Consider the following 17,299-nt stretch of genomic DNA (forward strand, 5'->3'; position numbering starts at 1 on the left):
TGCACCACGCACTACCGGCTGGGGCGCAGGGTCCAGACGACCGTCATGCGTGTGGTCTCCCGCCCCTCGCCGTCGGTGATCGTGACGTCGACGTCGAACTCGGGGCGGGTACCGGACTCGAGCTCGGCGATGACGTCCTCGGCCGGCCGCCCGAGCGCCGCGACCGCCGTCAGCGGCCCGCGGGCGATGCGCTGGTAGGCGATCTCGGACCGGACGGGCAGCGGTGTCGCGCGCTCCATCGTCGACGCGAACGCGGCCAAGGTGACGGCGCCCGTTGCGGTCTCCCCGACGCCGAAGATCATCGCGGCGTGCGGGCCGCCGACGTGGTTGCGTAGCGCAGGGTCGTCCGGCAGGCGCAGGACCACCCGTTCGGGTGTGACCTCGACGAACTCGATCCTGACGGTGCCCACCCACGGGACGGTCTGCTGCATCGTCGCGCCGACCCAACTCAGCTCTGTCGTCACCCCCAAGATGCTACTGACCAGTAACAACCTGTCCTCCTGGCGGGGCCTGATGTCCGAATTCTCGCTCTGCGGAATCGGCGTGGTTGAGATCGTCCGCGGACGGGACGTGAATCTGGAGTAGGGCAACGACGCCACGAGGAGGTGCACGGGTGAAGGCCGTCCGGGTGCACGACTACCACGCCGACCCGAAGATCGACGACATCGACGAGCCGCGGCTGCAGGGCCCGCTGGATGTGATCGTGAAGGTCGGTGGGGCCGGGGTGTGCCGCACCGACCTGCACATCCTGGAAGGCCAGTGGGCGGCCGCGATGAACCCGCAGCTGCCCTACGTGATCGGGCACGAGAACGCCGGCTGGGTGCACGCCGTGGGGGACGGGGTGACCAACGTGGCGGTCGGGGACACGGTGATCCTGCACCCGCAGCCCTCCTGCGGGTTGTGCCTGGCGTGCCGGCGGGGCAACGACATGCACTGCGCGGCCGCGTTCTTCCCCGGCCTGAGCGACAACGACGGGGGGATGGCCGAGTACCTGCGCACCACCGCCCGGGCCTGCGTGAAGCTGGACCCGGCCACCAACCCGGCGGACGTGGCGGCGCTGGCCGACGCCGGGATCACCGCCTATCACGCGGTGCGCAAGGCGGTGCCGGTGTTGTGGCCGGGCACGACGGCGGTGGTGCAGGGCGCCGGCGGGTTGGGGCACATCGGGATCCAGTGCTTGGCCGCGTTGACCGCGACCCGGATCGTGGTGGTCGACCGCAATCCGGCCGCCCTGGAGCTGGCGAGGGAGATCGGGGCCGACGAGACGGTGGTCGCGGACGGCTCGCACGTGGACGCGGTGAAGGACCTGACCGGGGGTGAGGGGGCCACCGTGGTGTTCGACTTCGTGGCCGAGCAGGGCGCGGAGAACGACGCGTGGCAGATGGTGGCCCCGGACGGTCACCAGTACGTGATCGGTTACGGCGGGCAGTTCTCGGCGCCGACGCTGGATTTCGTGGCCGGGGAGAAGAACGTGATCGGCAACATCGTGGGCACCTACACCGACCTGGCCGAGCTGATGGTGCTGGCCCAGGCCGGGAAGGTCACCCTCCACACCAAGCAGTACCCGCTCGATGCGGCGCTGGACGCGCTGCACGACCTCGACGCCGGCCGGGTCCGCGGCCGGGCGATCCTCGTCCCGTGAGCGGAGCTCGCGGAGCGAACAGACAACGCTGACGCGCCAAGGAGACCCACCACATGTACTCCAAGGACGGCGAGAACTACTTCATCGTCGACTCGCACATGCACTTCTGGGACGCGAGCCCGCAGAACTGGGTGCCCGGCCGGGAGAACCTCGCGAAGGGCTGGATCGACTGCTTCTACGGCTACCACCAGCTCGGCCCGCCGGAGACGCACTGGGACTGGGAGAAGTACTGCAGGTACTCCGAAGAGGACCTGATGCACGACCTGTTCGAGGCCGGGCACGTGGACGTCGCGATCTTCCAGTCGACGTACCTGAAGTACTGGTACACGAACGGCTTCAACACCGCCGAGCGCAACCACACGCTGACCGAGAAGCACCCGGACAGGTTCATCACCAACGGCCGGTTCGACCCGCGCGAGGGCGACGCCGGCCTGGCCCAGCTCGAGGAGGACGCCGAGCGCTACGGGTTGAAGGGCGTGAAGCTCTACACCGCGGAGTGGATCGGCGACTCCCGCGGCTACAAGCTGTCCGACCCGGAGGCGTACCGGTTCCTGGCCCGGGCCCAGGAGCTGGGCATCAAGAACATCCACGTCCACAAGGGCCCGACGATCTGGCCGCTGGACAAGGACGCCTTCGACGTCTCGGACGTCGACCACGCGGCCACCGACTTCCCGGACCTGAACTTCATCGTCGAACACGTCGGGCTGCCGCGGATCGAGGACTTCTGCTTCATGGCCGTGCAGGAGCCCAACGTCTACGCCGGCCTCTCGGTGGTGATCGGTGGGCTGATGCACGCCCGGCCGAAGTTCTTCGCCAAGGTCATGGGCGAGCTGCTGTTCTGGGTCGGCGAGGACAAGATGACCTTCGGCAGCGACTACGGCATCTGGGAACCGAAGTGGCAGGTCGAGGGGTTCGTCGACTGGCAGATGCCCGACGACGACGCGTTCACCGACTACCCACGGCTGACCGCGGAGGGCAAGAAGAAGATCCTCGGGCTGAACGCCGCGAAGCTCTACGACCTCCCCGTGCCGCCGGAGTGCCGGATCCGGACGTCGGCGGACGAGCAGGAGCGACCCGGCGAGCAGCTGGTCACCGACGCCGCGGCGGCCGGTTCGCCGTGACCGCGCCGACCACCGGGCTCGCCGCCGCGGTGTGGGCGGCGCTGGGCACGGTGCGCGACCCCGAGCTCGACGAGCCCATCACGGACCTGGAGTTCGTGTCGTCGTGCACCGTGTCCGGCGACGGGGTGGCGGCCGTGCGGCTGCGCCTGCCCACGTTCTTCTGCGCGCCCAACTTCGCCTGGCTGATGGTGGCCGACGCGCACGACGCGGTGGCCGCCGTCCCGGGCGTCACCCGCGCCGACATCGCCCTGGATGACCACTTCGTCTCGGCGACGATCAACGAGGGCGTCGCGGCGCGGGCCGGGTTCGTCGCGTCGTTCGCCGGGGAGGCCCAGGCCGAGCTGGACGAGCTGCGCGCGGTGTTCCTGCGCAAGGCCGCACTGGCCGGGCAGGACCGGATCGCCCGCCCGCTGGTCGACGCCGGTGCCACTCCGGAACAGCTGGCCGGGGCCCGGCTCGGCGACCTGCCGCCGTCGGCGGATCTCGACCGGCTCCGGCGGCGGCGGGCCGAGGTGGGGCTGCCCCACGGTCCCGACGCCCCGCTGCTGCTGCACCCGGACGGCGCGCCGGTGACCGCCGAGCAGGTGCCGCTGCACCTGCGCAGGGCCCGGCTCACCCGGGTCGGCATCGAGGCCAACGGGCACACCTGCCGGGACCTGCTCGGGAAGCGGTACGCGATCTAGGCTCGCCCGGATGGACGACATCAGGGCGCTCGTTTTCGACGTGTTCGGCACGGTGGTGGACTGGCGGTCCGGGGTCGCGCGGGACGTGCGCCGCCTGCTGCCCGGGGTCGACGCCGAGGCCTTCGCCGACGCGTGGCGCGGGCGGTACGTCCCCTCCATGGAGCGCGTGCGCCGCGGCGAGCTGCCCTGGACCTCCCTCGACGAACTGCACCGCGCATCGCTGGACGAGCTGCTCGCCGAGCTCGGCCTGCCCGATGTCTCCGAGTCCGTCCGCACCGAGCTCGTGCTCGCCTGGCACCGGCTCGATCCGTGGCCGGACTCCGTCGGAGGACTCACCCGGCTCAAGGCCCGGTACGTGATCGCGTCGCTGTCCAACGGGAACGTCGCACTGCTCGTCGACATGGCCAAGCACGGCCGGCTGCCGTGGGACACGGTGCTCTCCGCCGAGCTGTTCGGGCACTACAAGCCCGACCCCGAGGTCTACGACGGCGCCGCCCGGCTGCTCGGCCTGCCCCCGGAGCGGGTGCTGATGGTGGCCGCTCACACCAGCGACCTCGCCGCCGCCCGCGCCCGCGGCCTGCGCACCGCCTACGTCCACCGCCCTGGCGAGCACGGCCCGGTGACCGCCCCGCCCCCGAAGACGGACCCGGAGGCGGATGTGTCGGTGGCTTCCCTCCCGGAGCTGGCAACCCACCTGGGCGCCTGACGCTCGGCTGCGCATGCAGGATGGCCACCTTCACGCAACGTGGTTGCAGCATGGCCACCTTGCTGCAACCCGCCTATCCACCTCTGGCCAACACGACCCGGAACCTGTTCCGGAGCACGTAGCCCCCGGTTCTCGTCCGATTGGCATCGAGGCGGGCCAGGACCGCCCCACGGACCGCGTCCTCTCCCGCCCGCGCGGCCGCCGCCCGCCCGAGCCCGGACGCGAGCAACGGCGCGACCAGCGCGTCCGCGTCCGGGTAGCCGAACAGGCACTCGACCTCGTCCTCGGCGGCGACCGCCAGGCCGGCCAGCCCGACGATCTTGCGCAGGCGGCCGGGATCGGTGAGGGGAGGCGGGCCGGCGGAGGTGCGGCGGGGCGGGAGCCAGGGCGCCAACGCCTCGCCGAACGCCGCCACGTCGCACTCCTCCTCGGGCGCCCACGTCGTGACGACGACCGCCGAGCCGACCCGGGCTGCGGCGCGCAGCACGGCGAGCGGGTTCGCCACGTGCTGGAGCAGCTGCACCGCCGCGACCAGGTCGAACGGGCCCGGCGGCGGATCGTGGGCGTCGCCGACGAGGAACTCGGCGTCGGGCACCGCGGCAGCGGCCGTCGCCACCGCGGAGCGGTCGACGTCGATGCCGACCACCCGGGCACCCCGCGCCACCGCCGCAGCGGCGAACGTCCCCGGCCCGCAGCCCAGGTCGAGCACTGTGGTGCCCGCGACGACATCGGCGATGTCGAGCACCCGGGCGTGGAGCGGGGCGCCCCAGCCCGGCGGCCCCTCGGTCACGTCAGCCCCAGACGTCCTCCGCCACCTGCACGATCAGCCTCAGCTTCGCCACCTCCTCCTCCAGCGTGAGGGCGTTGCCCTCGACCGTGGAGGAGAAGCCGCACTGCGGGGACAGGCACAGCTGGTCGAGCGGCACGTACTTCGATGCCTCGTCGATGCGGCGCTTGAGGTCGTCGGGGTCCTCGAGCCGGCCGGTCTTCGTGGTGACGAGCCCGAGCACCACCTGCTTGCCCGGCGGCACGAACCGCAGGGGCGCGAAGCCACCGGAGCGTTCGTCGTCGAACTCGCAGAAGAAGCCGTCGACGTCCAGCTCACCGAACAGGGCCTCGGCCACGAAGTCGTAGCCGCCTTCGGCCGCCCACGACGAGCGGTAGTTGCCCCGGCACATGTGCGTGGTGATCCGCATGCCCTCCGGCCGGTCCGCGACCGCCGCGTTGATCTGCTTGATGTAGCGCAGGTGGGCGTGATCGGCGTCCTCGCCCCTCGCCGCGATCTGGGCGCGCTGGGCGGGGTCGTTGAGGTAGGCGAGGCTGGTGTCGTCGAGCTGCAGGTAGCGGCAGCCGAGGTCGGCCATGGCGCGCACCTGCGCCGCGTATGCGGCGGACAGGTCGCTCCAGAACTCCTCGACGTCCGGGTACACGGAGCGGTCGACCGCCGCGATGCCGGCGCGGTAGTGGACCATGCTCGGCGACGGGATCGTCAGCTTCGGCGTCGCGGTCGTGGTGAGCGAGGCGAGGTACCGGTACGCGTCGGCGAAGATCGGTTCGTCGAGCCGGATCTTCTCGCGGATCGCGAGCCCGGCGGTCGTGAACGCGTTCTCCCCCTCCGCGTTGTGCATGCTGACCCGGATCTGCTCATCGGTCTTGGTGATGCCGCCGAGCTGGTAGATGAAGTCCATGTGCCACGACGTGCGGCGGAACTCGCCGTCGGTGGCCGACTGCAGCCCGATCTCCTCCTGCATCGCCACCACGTCCCGGATGGCGTCGTCCTCCACGGCACGCAGGCCGTCGGCGTCGAGCGTGCCGGCCGCGAACTGCTGGCGCGCCGCGAGGAGGGCGGGCGGGCGCAGGAGGCTCCCGACGTGGTCTGCGCGGAACGGCGGTTCGGTGCGTCGCTGCATGCCCCGGAACGTAGCGCCGTGCGCCACCCCCTGCCCAGGTGCGAGGCTGGTCAGGTGGATCACGCCGTCTTCACCTTCCTGACCGACTACGGCATCGACGGCCCGACGCTGGCGCGGGCCACCGAGGAGCGCGGGTTCGACGGGCTGTTCCTCACCGAGCACACGAACATCCCGACGAGCCGGCAGTCGGCGTGGTCGGGCGGCCCCGAGCTGCCCCGCCGCTACTCGCACACCTTCGACCCGTTCGTCGCGCTGGCCGCCATGGCGATGGTCACGCAGCGGATCGCGCTCGGCACGGCCGTCTCCCTGGTGCTCCAGCACCACCCGATCGGCCTGGCCAAGACGACCGCGAGCCTCGACCGGATCGCGGGCGGCCGGTTCGAGTTCGGCGTCGGGCCCGGCTGGAACCGGGAGGAGATGGCCAACCACGGCGTCGACCCGCGAACCCGGACCCGCCGCATGCTCGAGCACCTCGCGGCCATCCGGGAGATCTGGACGAAGGACGAGGCCGAGTTCCACGGCGAGTTCGTCGACTTCGACCCGATCTGGTCGTGGCCCAAGCCGCTGCGCACCCCGCCGGTGCTGATCGGCGGAGAGGGGCCGACCGTGCTGGACCGGGTGCTGTCGCACGGCGACGGGTGGATGCCCCGCGTCGGCGAGGACACCGATGTGGACGCGTTGGCCGCCCGCGTCGCCGAGCTGCGCCGGCGGGCCGCAGCCGCAGGGCGTGGCCGCCCCACCGTCACCGTGTTCGGCGCCGTCCCGGATCGCGCTGCGCTCGAGTCGTACGCGGCCGCGGGGGCCGACCGGGTGCTCTACGCGCTGCCCGACGCAGGCGAGGACGAGGTCCTGCGCGCCCTCGACGACCTCGCTGCCCTCCGCGGCCGGTGAGTTAGTCCGCGTGATCGACGCAGGCGGCGGCCTCCCGCACCGCCTGCGCCAGTTCGCCGCGACGAGCGGTCAGCTCTGCACGGGGAACGGTCACACCCAGCGCGCCGCGGACCGCGCCGTCCGGGGCGTGCACCGCAGCCGCGATCCCGGCCGTGTCCGGCTGGTACTCGTGGGCCTCCACGGCCGCGCCGTCGGCCCGGATCCTGCACAGCTCGGCATCGTCCACGGGGTACGGGAGCGGCGAGCGGGCCGCGAACTCGGCGAGCGGGCCGGGCCGCAGCTGCGCGAGCACCGCCTTGCCCGCGGCCGTGGTGTGCGGCGCCACCGGCTCGCCCACCCGCATGGGAGCGGGCCGGGGGTGCTCGGCGCAGTCGTCGACGTGCACCACGACGACGTCGAGATCGCGGAGCACCGCGAGGTACGACGGCGCTCCGACCGCGATGTGCACGTCGTGCAGCACCTGCCGGACGAGCGCGGACGGCCGCATCTGCTCGGCGAGGCTCCGGTGCAGTTGCGCCACCCGGTAGCCCAGGCCGTATCCGCGCGCCTCGTGGAGCCGCACGAGGTAGCCCTCCTCGACGAGCGTGCCGATGGCCCGGTAGACCGAGGGCAGCGGAACCCCGACGCGGCGGGCGATCACCTTGGCCGTGACCCCGTCACCCGCGGCCGCGACCGCCTCGATCACCCGCAGTGCCCGGGTGACGGAGGTGCCGGTGGCGCGGTCCGGTGCCACGGGATCGAGTGTCGGGTACAACAGGCGGCGACGACACCCACCGATCGGACGGGAACCCGGATGAACGACGACGAACTGCACCGCCGCATCGACGAGCTGGTGGCCGAGGAGCACCGGCTCGAGCGTGCGCACGTCGGCCAGGCACTCTCGGAGGGCGAGCAACAACGGCTGAACGACCTGGGTGTCCAGCTGGACCGGTACTGGGACCTGCTGAGGCAGCGAGACGCACGCCGCCGCGCCGGACTCGACCCGGACGGGGCGCAGGAGCGCTCCGCCGACGTCGTGGAGGGTTACCGGCAGTAGGCCGTGCAGGTCTCACCCGTCACCCCCGCGCGGCTCGTCGACGAGGTCGTGGAGCTGGTCGACGCCCGCCCCGGACGGGTGCGCGTCGCGCTCGACGGCCCGCCGCCGACGCGCCCGCTCGACCTCGCCGAGCGGGTGGCCGACGCACTGCGCACGCGCGGCCGCATGGCCGTCGTCGTGAGCGCAGGCGACTTCCTGCGCCCGGCGTCGGTGCGCCTGGAGTTCGGCCGCGAGGATCCCGACGAGTTCCTCGACGGCTGGCTCGACACGGGCGGCCTGCGCCGCGAGGTGCTCGCCCCGGCCGGTCCGGGCGGATCGGGCCGAGTGCTGCCCCGCCTGTGGGACGCGGTGGCCGACCGCGCCCACCGCGACAGGTACGTCGAGCTACCCGCCGACGGGGTGGTGCTGCTGGCAGGCGCCCTGCTGTTGGGTCGCGGCCTCCCCCTGGACCTGGCGGTTCACCTGCGGATGACCCCCGCCGCCTTGACCCGCACCCTCCCGGACGACGAGCACTGGACCCTGCCGGCATACGCCCGCTACGCCGAAGAACGCGACCCTGAAGAGCAAGCGGCCCTGGTGGTCCTCTCCGACCACCCCGAACGCCCCGCGCTCCGCCACTGACGAAGCAGGCCGCAGGGCTCCCTGGCCTCCGGTGGCGGCGGTTCCGGCGGACATGATCAAGCCAGTGATCCATCCGAGAAGCACCCAACGGTCGCTGCGACAGCAGCAGCGTGCCGCCCGCCCCGATCACACGCACTTGATCGCCGCGAGCAGCACGTCCGCGCGGACGCGGCACCAGCGAGGTACTGCTCGGATGGATCATGACGGCGGTACACCAACCCGCTGATCAAGCTTCCGGGAGCACCGCACCGGTCGGGTGCACTCGATCGGTGCGGTCCGGTTCCCCCGACCGCCCACCGGTTACCCACTGTCGTGGGCTAGACCGGAGCGCCGCCCCATGATCGGATGACCGGAGATCCACACGGCGCCGAGACAGGGAAGGACGAACCGCCGACGAGGGCCCAGCGAAGACCGGACGTGCCACCGAGTGGCCTCTACGAGATGTCGATCGTGGCACGGAGTGCCGTCACGAGATGTGGAGACCCCTGCAGGGCGGGTCGCTACCGACCGCGATGAAACGGGAGGGCAGAGACGCGAATCCCACGTACGGGATGGGGGGTCCGGGGGCGAAGCCCCCGGCTGGGAGTCCGGGGGGCTCGGCCCCCCAGAGTGGAACCGATGCCCACGAGGGGGTGAGCGCGTTCCGCGAACACGGGTACCCAGTGGGCGAGGAGGGAGTTGAACCCTCACGTCCTTTCGGACACACGGACCTGAACCGTGCGCGTCTGCCATTCCGCCACTCGCCCTGGCAGAGGAAAGTTAGCACGGGGGTGGGAGGGGGTTTCGGGCGGGCCCTGGTCGGGGGGCGGCGTGTGGCGGACTAGCACAGATACGATCGGGACTGCCAGCAACACGCCGATGCGAACGGAGGAAGATCGGTTGGGCCGCGTCGACAGGTTCGAACGCCGTCTTCAGGGACTGGTGGGCGACGCCTTCGCGCGGGTCTTCGGTGGCAGTGTCGTTCCCCAGGAAGTCGTACAGGCGCTGCTGAGGGAAGCCGAGGGCCATCTGCAGGAGCTCGCGGGCGGGCGCGTACTCGCGCCCAACAGGTTCACCGTGCTCCTCAGCCCCACCGATCTCGCTCGCATGGGCGGTGACCGAGCGGAGATCGTGAACTCGCTGTCCGGCTCTGTCACCGAGCAACTCGCCGACCAGGGATGGGACACCTACGGCGAGGTCGTAGTCTTTCTGGAGCGCTCCGATGCGCTGCACACGGGACAGTTCCGCACCCGCTCGACCGTGGACCCCGACGCTTCCCGCCGGGACGCCATCCGAGCACGCGACGCAGGAGAAGCACCCATGAGCCAGCAACCGGGCCACCCCGAGGAGAACGGGCAGTACGGATACGACCGTGGTGCCCCCGGCGGATACGGGCAGCAGCAGACGTACGCCCCGCCCGCCTACGACCAGCGCCAAGGGGGGTACGAGCAGGGCGAGCCCGGCCAGCCGGGCTATGGCCAGCCGGGGTACCCGCAGCAGGGCGGCGGCTACGGCGGCCCGCAGCAGCAGGGCGGCGGCTACGACCAGGGGTACGGCCAGCAGGGCGCCGGCTACGGCGGCCCGCAGCAGCAGGGCGGCGGGTACGGTGGCCAGCCCGGTGGTGGCTACGACCAGGGTTACGGCCAGCAGGGCGGCGGCTACGGCGGCCCGCAGCAGGGCGGCGGCGGCTACGACCAGGGGTACGGCGGCCAGCCTCAGGGCTACGCCCAGCCGGGTGGTGGCTACGGCGGCCAGCAGCAGCCGGGCTACGCACCGGGCGGCTACGACCAGGGTTACGGCCAGCAGGGCGGCGGCTACCCGCAGCAGCAGCAGTACGAGCAGGGTTACGACGGCGGGTACGACCAGGGTTACGGCGGCCAGCAGGGCGGCTACGGCGGCTACCAGCAGCAGCTGTCGGCCTCGCTCTCGCTGGACGACGGGTCGGGCCGCACGTACGACCTCACCCAGGGCAGCCACGTGATCGGGCGCGGGCAGGATTCGTCGTTCCGCCTCCCGGACACCGGCGTGTCGCGCCGCCACCTGGAGATCAACTGGGATGGTCACACGGCGACGTTGACGGACCTCGGTTCCACCAACGGCACCACCGTCAACGGCAACCCGGTGCAGACCTGGCAGCTCAACGACGGTGACGTCATCCGAGTCGGGCACTCGAGCCTGGTCTTCCGCACGCAGTAGACAGGCACAGGGCCGGGTGAGGGACGACGACATCGGAGAGAACGGAGTTCGCCGCGAGTGCCGGAGTTGGTGCTGCAGCTGACCAGGGCGGGCTTCCTCGCCCTCCTCTGGCTGTTCGTGCTGGTCGCGCTCCGGGTGGTGCGCTCTGATCTCTACGCTGCGTCCGGCCTGCGCGCGCTGGTTCCGGGTGGTGGCCGGTCCACGGCCCGCACGGGCCGGGGCCGCACCCCACGTCAGCTCCTCGTCACACAGGGGGCGCTGGCCGGCACGCGCATCTCGTTGGACTCCCGGCCGATCCTGATCGGCCGGGCCGACGACTCGACGCTGGTGCTCGACGACGACTACGCATCCACTCGCCATGCCCGGATTTCGATGCAGGGTGACGAGTGGTACGTCGAGGATCTCGGGTCGACCAACGGCACGTACCTCGACCGGGCTAAGGTCACCGGGCCGACCCGGGTCCCCCCGGGCGTCCCTGTCCGCATCGGCAAGACGGTGATCGAGCTTCGATCATGAGCCGGCGCATGCTTCACCACCGTGCCTCGGCGCTCGTCGCCCGGGCCGGCCGCGCCGGCCGATCTGCCCCTGAACGTAGTGTCGGAGCGCTGAGATGACGCTGGTCCTGCGCTACTCCGCCCGCAGCGACCGCGGGCTCGTCCGGCAGAACAACCAGGATGCCGTGTACGCCGGTCCTCGGCTGCTCGCGCTGGCGGACGGGATGGGCGGCCACGCCGCGGGCGAGGTGGCGTCATCGCTGGTGATCGCGGCGCTCGCCCCGCTCGACGAGGACGATCCGGGCGACGACCTGCTCGCCGAGCTGCGCAACGCCACGGTGGAGGGCAATGCCGCGATCACGCGGCACGTCGCGGACGCACCCGACCTCGAGGGCATGGGCACCACGCTCACCGCGATCCTGTTCGCCGGTAACCGGCTCGGGCTGGTGCACATCGGCGACTCGCGTGCCTACCAGCTCCGCGACGGCTACCTGACGCAGATCACCAAGGACGACACGTTCGTCCAGTCGCTGATCGACGAGGGCCGCATCACCGAGGAGGAGGCCCACACCCACCCGCAGCGGTCGCTGCTGCTGCGGGCGATCACCGGGCAGGATGTGGATCCGTCGCTGACGATCCGCGAGGCCCGGGCGGGCGACCGGTTCCTGCTGTGCTCCGACGGGCTGTCGGGTGTGGTGAGCGACGAGACCCTGGCCGAGACGCTGCAGGCGTACCGCGATCCGCGGGAGTGCGCGGACCGGATGATCGAGCTGGCCCTGCGGGGCGGCGGCCCGGACAACATCACCTGCATCGTGGCCGACGTCGTGGACATCGACTTCGGCGAGGACGCCCCCATCGTGGGCGGTTCCGTGGGCGACGGGTCGGAGGACGGGCCGCGGCCCGACTCGGCGGCGGCCCGGGCGTCCGCCACCACGATGACCCGCACGGCCCCGCAGCGGATCGTTCCCCCGCAGACCGCTCCGGCGTCCCGGGCCAAGGGCAGGCTGCGGATCGTGCTCGCCGTCGTCGCGGTGCTCGCGGTGCTGGTCGCGGGCGGGTTCTTCGCGCGCATGTGGGTCATGCAGCAGTACTACGTGGGCGCCGACGGCGAGCAGGTCGTGATATTCCAGGGTGTCCGCGGGGACGTCCTGGGCTTTCCGCTGTCCTCAGTGGCCGAGCGCACCGACATCGCGCTGGACGACCTCCCCCAGACCGAGCGCAGCCAGGTGCGCGACGGGATCATCATCACCGACAACGGGCTCGCGGGCGCCCGCGAGCTCGTCGACCGGCTGCGTGACCGGATGCTGGAGCCCTGCCCGCCGCCGCAGCCCCCGCAGCCCCCGCAGGCGGAGCAGCCGCCGCAGGTGGTCGACCCGGCGCAACCTCCGGCGCAGCCAGGCGTCGATCCGAATGTGCAGGCGCAGCCTCCCGTCGACACGACCCCGCTGCCGACGCCTGTGCCCGAGCCTGGGACCAACTGCCGGTCGGTGAGCTAGATGAGCGAGCGTCAGCGAGCGGATCGAGGTCGCAGCGCCCGCGCGTTGCGTCGTTTCCCCCTGGGCCGCTCCAGCCCCGGCGAGGGCGGCCGATGAGCAGCCCCGAGCCCCGTACGGGATCACCGCCGCCCGCTCCGGCGCCGCTGCCCACCGGGCGCGGCATCGAACTGGTGCTGCTCGCGTTCGCCGCCGTGCTGGTCACGGGTGCGCTGGCGCTGGTGGAGGCCAACCAGGAGCAGGAGCTCACGCAGGCGCTGCTGTGGGTGGGGCTGGCCTACCTCGCGCTCTTCACGATCGCCCACCTCGCGGTGCGCCGGTTCGCGCCGTACGCCGACCCGCTGATCCTGCCGTGCGTCGCACTGCTCAACGGGCTGGGCCTCGTGATGATCCACCGGCTCGACCTGGCCCGGGTGGAGCGGGCGCTCGCGGCCGGCCGGGACACGCCGGTGGAGCTGGTCGCCCGGCAGGTCGCGTGGACGGCAATCGGGCTCGCGCTGTTCGTCGCGGTGATGTGGGTGGTCCGCGACCACCGCACCATCGCCCGCTACGCCTACACGGCGGGGTTCAGCGGGCTCGTGCTGCTCGCGCTGCCCGGCCTGCTGCCCTCGTCGATCTCGGAGGTCAACGGCGCCAAGCTGTGGATCCGGATCGGCGGCGTGGGGATCCAGCCCGGCGAGTTCGCCAAGATCCTCCTGATCGTGTTCTTCGCGGCCTTCCTGGTGCAGAAGCGGGACCTGTTCAGCACCGCGGGCCGCCGGTTCCTCGGCATGGAGCTGCCGAGGGCGCGTGACCTCGCCCCGCTCGTCGTGGCGTGGGGGCTCTCGGTCGGCGTCCTGGTGCTGGAGCGCGACCTCGGCACCTCGCTGCTGTTCTTCGGCATCGTGCTGGTGCTGCTCTACGTCGCCACCGAGCGGGTGTCGTGGCTGCTCATCGGCCTGACGTTCTTCCTCGGTGGCTGTCTGATCGCCTACCAGCTGTTCGGCCACGTCCGGGTGCGCGTGCAGGTGTGGATCGACCCGTTCTCGGACTTCGAGAACACCGGTTTCCAGATCGCGCAGGCCCTCTTCGGGCTCGGCACGGGTGGGGTCGGCGGCACCGGCCTCGGCGCCGGGCGGCCCGACCTCGTGCCGTACGCCGAGAGCGACTTCATGCTGTCCTCGCTCGGCGAGGAGCTCGGCCTGATCGGGCTGGCGGCGATCCTGATCATCTACCTGGTGCTGATCACGCGAGGGCTGCGCAGTGCGCTCGCCGTGCGCGACAGCTTCGGGAAGCTGCTCGCCACCGGGCTGGCGTTCACGCTGGCGCTCCAGGTCTTCATCGTCATCGGCGGGGCGTCGAAGCTCATCCCGCTCACCGGCCTCACGCTGCCCTTCCTGTCCTACGGCGGATCCTCGCTCGTCGCCAACTACGCGCTCGTCGCGATGCTGCTGCGGATCTCCAACGCCGCCCGCGCCCCGCTCCCGCGTCGTCCGCCCGCCCCGCTGCCGCCGATCGCGGAGGCGGGTACCGAGCTGGTGGAGCGGCCGTCGTGAACACCCCGGTGCGCCGCGTGGCCATCGCCGTGATGGCGATGGTCCTTCTGCTGATGGGCAACCTCACCTACGTTCAGGTGGTGCAGGCGGGTGACTACCGCAGCGATCCGCGCAACCAGCGGGTGCTGCTGGCCGAGTACTCGCGCAAGCGCGGCCAGATCGGCGCTGAGGGCCAGATCCTCGCCAGCAGCACCGAGACCGACGACCGCCTGCGCTACCTGCGCCAGTACTCCGACGGCCCGATGTACGCGCCGGTCACCGGCTACTACTCGATCACCTACAGCTCCAGCGGGATCGAGCGGGCCGCGGACGCGGTGCTCAACGGCAGCGACGACCGGCTCTTCGCGCGCCGGCTCTCCGACCTGATCACCGGCCGCGACCCGAGCGGCGGCAACGTGCTGCTCACGATCGACCCCGCGGTGCAGCGCGCCGCCTACGAGCAGCTCACCGAACGCGGCTACACCGGCTCGGTGGTGGCGCTGCGACCGCAGACCGGCGAGATCCTGGCGATGGTCTCCACGCCGTCGTACGACCCGAACAAGCTCGCGAGCCACGACGCGGACGAGCGGATGGCGGCCTGGCAGCAGTTCAACGAGGCCGACCCGCCGGTGCTGCCGAACCGGGCGATCTCCGAGACCTATCCGCCGGGCTCGACGTTCAAGCTCATCGACGTGGCCGCCGCACTGGCCAGCGGCCGCTACACGCCCGACAGCCAGCTCACCGCCGCGTCGGCGATCACGCTGCAGGGCACCAACACCCAGCTGGGGAACTTCAACGGCAACGCCTGCGGCACGGGCGAGACGGCAAGCCTGCGCGACGCGCTGCAGCGGTCGTGCAACACCGCGTTCGCCCAGTTGTCCGCCGAGCTCGGCGAGCAGGTGATCCGCCAGCAGGCGGAGGCGTTCGGCATCGGGACCAGCGACCTGCGGGTGCCGATGCCGGTGGCCACTTCGACGATCGGCGCCATCCCGGACACGGCGGCCCTCCAGCAGTCCAGCATCGGGCAACGCGACGTCGCGCTCACACCGCTGCAGAACGCCATGGTGGTCGCCGCCATCGCCAACGGCGGCGTGATGATGCAACCGCACCTGATCAGCCAGGTCCAGAGCCAGGACCTCCAGCCGGTCGAGACCACGAACCCGGACCGCATGGGGCAGGCCGTCGACGCGTCCGTGGCACGCACCCTGACCGAGCTGATGGTCAACAACGAGAACAGCTACTCGGGAAGCGGCAAGATCACCGGGGTGCAGATCGCGGCCAAGACCGGCACCGCCGAACACGGGGCGAACCCCCAGTCGGTGGCCCCGCACGTCTGGTACGTGGCGTTCGCCCCTGCCGACGACCCGCAGGTCGCGGTCGCGGTGCTGGTGGAGTCCGGTGGCGACCGCAACAACCTCGCGGCCACGGGCGGCACGGTGGCCGCACCGATCGGCCGGGCCGTGATCCGAGCAGCACTGGGGACGGACCGGTGACCGTTCTCGCCGCCGGTCAGAAGATCGACGACCGCTACCTCCTCGAGCGCCGGATCGCCGTCGGTGGCATGGGCGAGGTCTGGGAGGCCTCCGACACGCGGCTGGGCCGCGGCGTCGCGGTCAAGGTGCTGCGGCCGGAGCTGGGCGACGACCCGGAGTTCCTGCACCGGTTCCGCATCGAGGCGCGCACCGTCGCCTCCCTCGACAACCCCGGCATCGCGGCCGTGCACGACTACGGCGAGGACGTGGGCCCGAACGGCCGCCGCACGGCGTACCTGGTGATGGAGCTGGTGCGGGGCGAGCCGCTGTCCACCATCATCGCCCGCGGACCGATCGACACCGACGAGACGCTGCGGCTCATCGAGGACGCCGCGTGGGCGCTGCAGGCGGCGCACGAGCGCGGGTTCGTCCACCGCGACGTCAAGCCGGGGAACATCCTCGTGCGCACCGACGGCGTCGTGAAGCTCACCGACTTCGGGATCGCGAAGGCCGCCGACGCGGTGCCGGTCACGCGTTCGGGCATGGTGATGGGTACCGCCCACTACATCGCTCCGGAGCAGGCGAGCGGGGCGGAGGCCGGGCCGGCGAGCGACGTCTACTCGCTGGGGATCGTCGGCTACGAGTGCCTGGCCGGCCACCGGCCCTTCCGCGCCGACAGCGCGGTCGCGGTGGCGATGATGCAGGTCAGGGAGGCGCCTCCGCCGCTGCCGGCGAGCGTGCCGGCCGGGGCACGCGAGCTGATCGAGGCGGCTCTGGTCAAGGACCCCTCGCAGCGCTACGCCGACGGCAGGGAGTTCGCGCTCGCCGTGGCGGCCGTGCGGCGGGGCGAGCCGCTCCCCCCGATCGGATCGATGACCGACACGATCGCTCCTCCGCGCTCCCCGTCCACGCCGTCCCGGGCGGTACCGAAGGCCGCGCCCAAGGCGTCTCCCGCGTCAGCGGCCTTCCCGGCGCCACCGTCGTCGCCCCTGTCGGCGCCCGTCCCCACGCGCTCGGCCCCGCCCCGGCAGGCGCGTCCGATGCCCGCCCCGCCGAAACCCGCCCCGCAGGGGGCCCGCCCCGCGCCGGCGCCTGCGCGCCGTCCGGCGCCGGACACCGGACATCACCGCAGGCCCCAGGCGGCGCCGGTGACCCGGCACGCCGCGCCCGCCCCACCGGCGCACCGCGCGTCCTCGCAGTCGTTCCGGCTGCAGCCGAAATCCTCGGGACGCACCCTGCTTCTCGTGCTGTTCGTGCTGCTCACCATCGCTGCGGTCGCGGTCGGCGTGCTGCTGTTCCGAGGCGGGCTCGCACCCATCGGCGCGGTCAATCCGACCCCGCAGGGTGCCGGACCCGGTACCGTGGCGGGTCAGGAGGGCGTCTCGACCAGTTCGGCGGTATCCGGCGGGCTGCTCTCCCTGGTGATCGTCACGGGGAGCGTCCGGTGAACCCGTCCAACCGACGGCCTGGCGCTGCGGTGGCCGACAGGTCACCCCACTGGGCGATGCGGCCCGGCATGATGTCCGAATCATCCATGACAC

The 17,299-nt window shown here is 72.1% G+C and carries 17 protein-coding genes and 1 tRNA gene; 13 read left to right on the top strand and 5 right to left on the bottom strand.

Translation table 11 applies throughout. The annotated features are described in order from the left end of the window. Nucleotides 1-11: 11 nt before the first annotated feature. Nucleotides 12-464 (bottom strand): DUF4442 domain-containing protein, encoded by a 453-nt coding sequence (locus tag FHX44_RS16620; RefSeq protein WP_212612513.1) that lies wholly within the window; start codon nucleotides 462-464, stop codon nucleotides 12-14. Between the two features lie 149 nt (nucleotides 465-613). Between FHX44_RS16620 and FHX44_RS16625 the strand changes: the two genes are divergently transcribed. Genes FHX44_RS16625 through FHX44_RS16640 form a run of 4 tightly spaced genes read left to right on the top strand, consistent with a single transcriptional unit; the run spans nucleotide 614 to nucleotide 4,152 of the window. Next, nucleotides 614-1,642 carry an NAD(P)-dependent alcohol dehydrogenase gene (locus FHX44_RS16625; RefSeq protein WP_147256629.1) on the top strand — a complete coding sequence of 343 codons (1,029 nt, stop codon included), beginning with the start codon at nucleotides 614-616 and terminating at the stop codon, nucleotides 1,640-1,642. A gap of 53 nt (nucleotides 1,643-1,695) precedes the next feature. Next, the gene (locus FHX44_RS16630) at nucleotides 1,696-2,763 is read left to right on the top strand and encodes an amidohydrolase family protein (RefSeq protein ID WP_147256630.1); all 1,068 of its coding nucleotides are present in this window, start codon (nucleotides 1,696-1,698) and stop codon (nucleotides 2,761-2,763) included. Continuing rightward, entirely contained in the window at nucleotides 2,760-3,446 is a 687-nt protein-coding gene (locus FHX44_RS16635) for an iron-sulfur cluster assembly protein (RefSeq protein WP_147256631.1), read from the top strand. The genes FHX44_RS16630 and FHX44_RS16635 overlap by 4 nt, the downstream gene beginning before the upstream one ends. Before the next feature lie 10 nt (nucleotides 3,447-3,456). After that, a complete protein-coding gene (locus FHX44_RS16640) occupies nucleotides 3,457-4,152 on the top strand; it encodes a haloacid dehalogenase type II (protein ID WP_147256632.1) in 696 nt (231 codons plus the stop codon). A 73-nt stretch (nucleotides 4,153-4,225) separates the two neighbouring features. On the opposite strand, the gene FHX44_RS16645 is transcribed toward FHX44_RS16640, so the two are convergent. Beyond that, the gene (locus FHX44_RS16645; protein WP_147256633.1) at nucleotides 4,226-4,942 is read right to left on the bottom strand and encodes a class I SAM-dependent methyltransferase; all 717 of its coding nucleotides are present in this window, start codon (nucleotides 4,940-4,942) and stop codon (nucleotides 4,226-4,228) included. Between the two features lies 1 nt (nucleotide 4,943). Next, complete coding sequence (locus tag FHX44_RS16650) at nucleotides 4,944-6,062, bottom strand: 5-methyltetrahydropteroyltriglutamate--homocysteine S-methyltransferase (RefSeq protein WP_147256634.1); 1,119 nt, start codon at nucleotides 6,060-6,062, stop codon at nucleotides 4,944-4,946. Nucleotides 6,063-6,116: 54 nt separating this feature from the next. Between FHX44_RS16650 and FHX44_RS16655 the strand changes: the two genes are divergently transcribed. Then, nucleotides 6,117-6,953, top strand: a complete 837-nt coding sequence (locus tag FHX44_RS16655; RefSeq protein WP_147256635.1) for an LLM class F420-dependent oxidoreductase — start codon at nucleotides 6,117-6,119, stop codon at nucleotides 6,951-6,953. Nucleotide 6,954: 1 nt separating this feature from the next. On the opposite strand, the gene FHX44_RS16660 is transcribed toward FHX44_RS16655, so the two are convergent. Then, nucleotides 6,955-7,686 carry an IclR family transcriptional regulator gene (locus tag FHX44_RS16660; RefSeq protein WP_147256636.1) on the bottom strand — a complete coding sequence of 244 codons (732 nt, stop codon included), beginning with the start codon at nucleotides 7,684-7,686 and terminating at the stop codon, nucleotides 6,955-6,957. A gap of 60 nt (nucleotides 7,687-7,746) precedes the next feature. Here FHX44_RS16660 and FHX44_RS16665 point away from each other — a divergent pair, with 60 nt between their 5' ends. Both FHX44_RS16665 and FHX44_RS16670 read left to right on the top strand, forming a co-directional pair. Then, nucleotides 7,747-7,989 (top strand): DUF2630 family protein, encoded by a 243-nt coding sequence (locus FHX44_RS16665; protein ID WP_147256637.1) that lies wholly within the window; start codon nucleotides 7,747-7,749, stop codon nucleotides 7,987-7,989. A 3-nt stretch (nucleotides 7,990-7,992) separates the two neighbouring features. Further along, nucleotides 7,993-8,610 (top strand): nucleoside/nucleotide kinase family protein, encoded by a 618-nt coding sequence (locus tag FHX44_RS16670; protein WP_147256638.1) that lies wholly within the window; start codon nucleotides 7,993-7,995, stop codon nucleotides 8,608-8,610. 663 nt (nucleotides 8,611-9,273) lie between these two features. Here the strand turns inward: FHX44_RS16670 and FHX44_RS16675 are convergent. Continuing rightward, a tRNA-Leu gene (locus tag FHX44_RS16675) sits at nucleotides 9,274-9,356 on the bottom strand. A 133-nt stretch (nucleotides 9,357-9,489) separates the two neighbouring features. Here FHX44_RS16675 and FHX44_RS16680 point away from each other — a divergent pair. From FHX44_RS16680 to FHX44_RS16705, 6 genes are all read left to right on the top strand, one after another. Next, nucleotides 9,490-10,785, top strand: a complete 1,296-nt coding sequence (locus tag FHX44_RS16680) for an FHA domain-containing protein (protein ID WP_147256639.1) — start codon at nucleotides 9,490-9,492, stop codon at nucleotides 10,783-10,785. A 57-nt stretch (nucleotides 10,786-10,842) separates the two neighbouring features. After that, entirely contained in the window at nucleotides 10,843-11,301 is a 459-nt protein-coding gene (locus FHX44_RS16685; RefSeq protein WP_147256640.1) for an FHA domain-containing protein FhaB/FipA, read from the top strand. 94 nt (nucleotides 11,302-11,395) lie between these two features. Continuing rightward, nucleotides 11,396-12,775: a PP2C family protein-serine/threonine phosphatase gene (locus FHX44_RS16690; RefSeq protein WP_147256641.1), complete on the top strand. Its 1,380-nt coding sequence runs from the start codon at nucleotides 11,396-11,398 to the stop codon at nucleotides 12,773-12,775. A gap of 92 nt (nucleotides 12,776-12,867) precedes the next feature. Next, entirely contained in the window at nucleotides 12,868-14,307 is a 1,440-nt protein-coding gene (locus FHX44_RS16695; protein WP_147256642.1) for an FtsW/RodA/SpoVE family cell cycle protein, read from the top strand. Then, nucleotides 14,304-15,779 carry a peptidoglycan D,D-transpeptidase FtsI family protein gene (locus FHX44_RS16700; RefSeq protein WP_147256643.1) on the top strand — a complete coding sequence of 492 codons (1,476 nt, stop codon included), beginning with the start codon at nucleotides 14,304-14,306 and terminating at the stop codon, nucleotides 15,777-15,779. The genes FHX44_RS16695 and FHX44_RS16700 overlap by 4 nt, the downstream gene beginning before the upstream one ends. Then, nucleotides 15,776-17,206, top strand: a complete 1,431-nt coding sequence (locus FHX44_RS16705; protein ID WP_246170427.1) for a serine/threonine-protein kinase — start codon at nucleotides 15,776-15,778, stop codon at nucleotides 17,204-17,206. The genes FHX44_RS16700 and FHX44_RS16705 overlap by 4 nt, the downstream gene beginning before the upstream one ends. The last annotated feature ends 93 nt before the right edge of the window (nucleotides 17,207-17,299 follow it).

This window comes from Pseudonocardia hierapolitana, assembly GCF_007994075.1.
Lineage (GTDB): Bacteria > Actinomycetota > Actinomycetes > Mycobacteriales > Pseudonocardiaceae > Pseudonocardia > Pseudonocardia hierapolitana.